The sequence below is a fragment of the Paracoccus salipaludis genome (genome assembly GCF_002287065.1).
Taxonomy (GTDB): domain Bacteria; phylum Pseudomonadota; class Alphaproteobacteria; order Rhodobacterales; family Rhodobacteraceae; genus Paracoccus; species Paracoccus salipaludis.
Genome location: NZ_NSJZ01000141.1, coordinates 1 through 548 on the forward strand (window position 1 = coordinate 1; position 548 = coordinate 548).

1 protein-coding gene is annotated in these 548 nt (G+C 54.4%); it reads right to left on the reverse strand.

Annotated elements, in window-relative coordinates:
- A partial coding sequence (locus tag CK240_RS17905) for a MerR family transcriptional regulator (RefSeq protein WP_205957935.1) occupies positions 1-224 on the reverse strand: 224 nt, incomplete at its 3' end.
- Positions 225-548: the final 324 nt, after the last annotated feature.

Consider the following 548-nt stretch of genomic DNA (forward strand, 5'->3'; position numbering starts at 1 on the left):
GCGTTCGACATGACCGGGTCGTAGAACACGCGGGCCTCCCCCTTAGCGGCGAGGTCCAGGAGGAAGGCCTCCGTGCGCTGGATCATGTCTTGGTCCGCAGTCCGCAGGGCCACGAGGCTCCGGCGCGAGACGAACCGCTGCTTGCCAATACGGACCTCTTCGAGGGAGCCGCTCTTGAGCCGTGCGGTGACGGCTGGCGAGCTGATGCCGAGGTAGTCGGCCACGAGGGGCACGGGCAGGAACGCAAGATCCTCATCGCCGGAGGAAGCAGCCAAGTAGGAATCTAGGTCATCGAAGTCTTGCATTAGCGTACCCTAAGTTTTGCGTTTGCAATATATACGATTCAATAAGATTAAGAAATTGGCAACAGATTTGTGAGACCAAACCCTGCCTTGCACTGAATATCGGAACCAGCTGCCTGGTCTGTGCAGTGGCACAAACGATATACAGCTTGGTTACGTCATGTTTGGTTATAGTTGGGGCATACGGTATCAAACGGTTTGACAAACGCTCTTCCTTTTCTGTAATAGGTTCTAGGGTAATTGAAT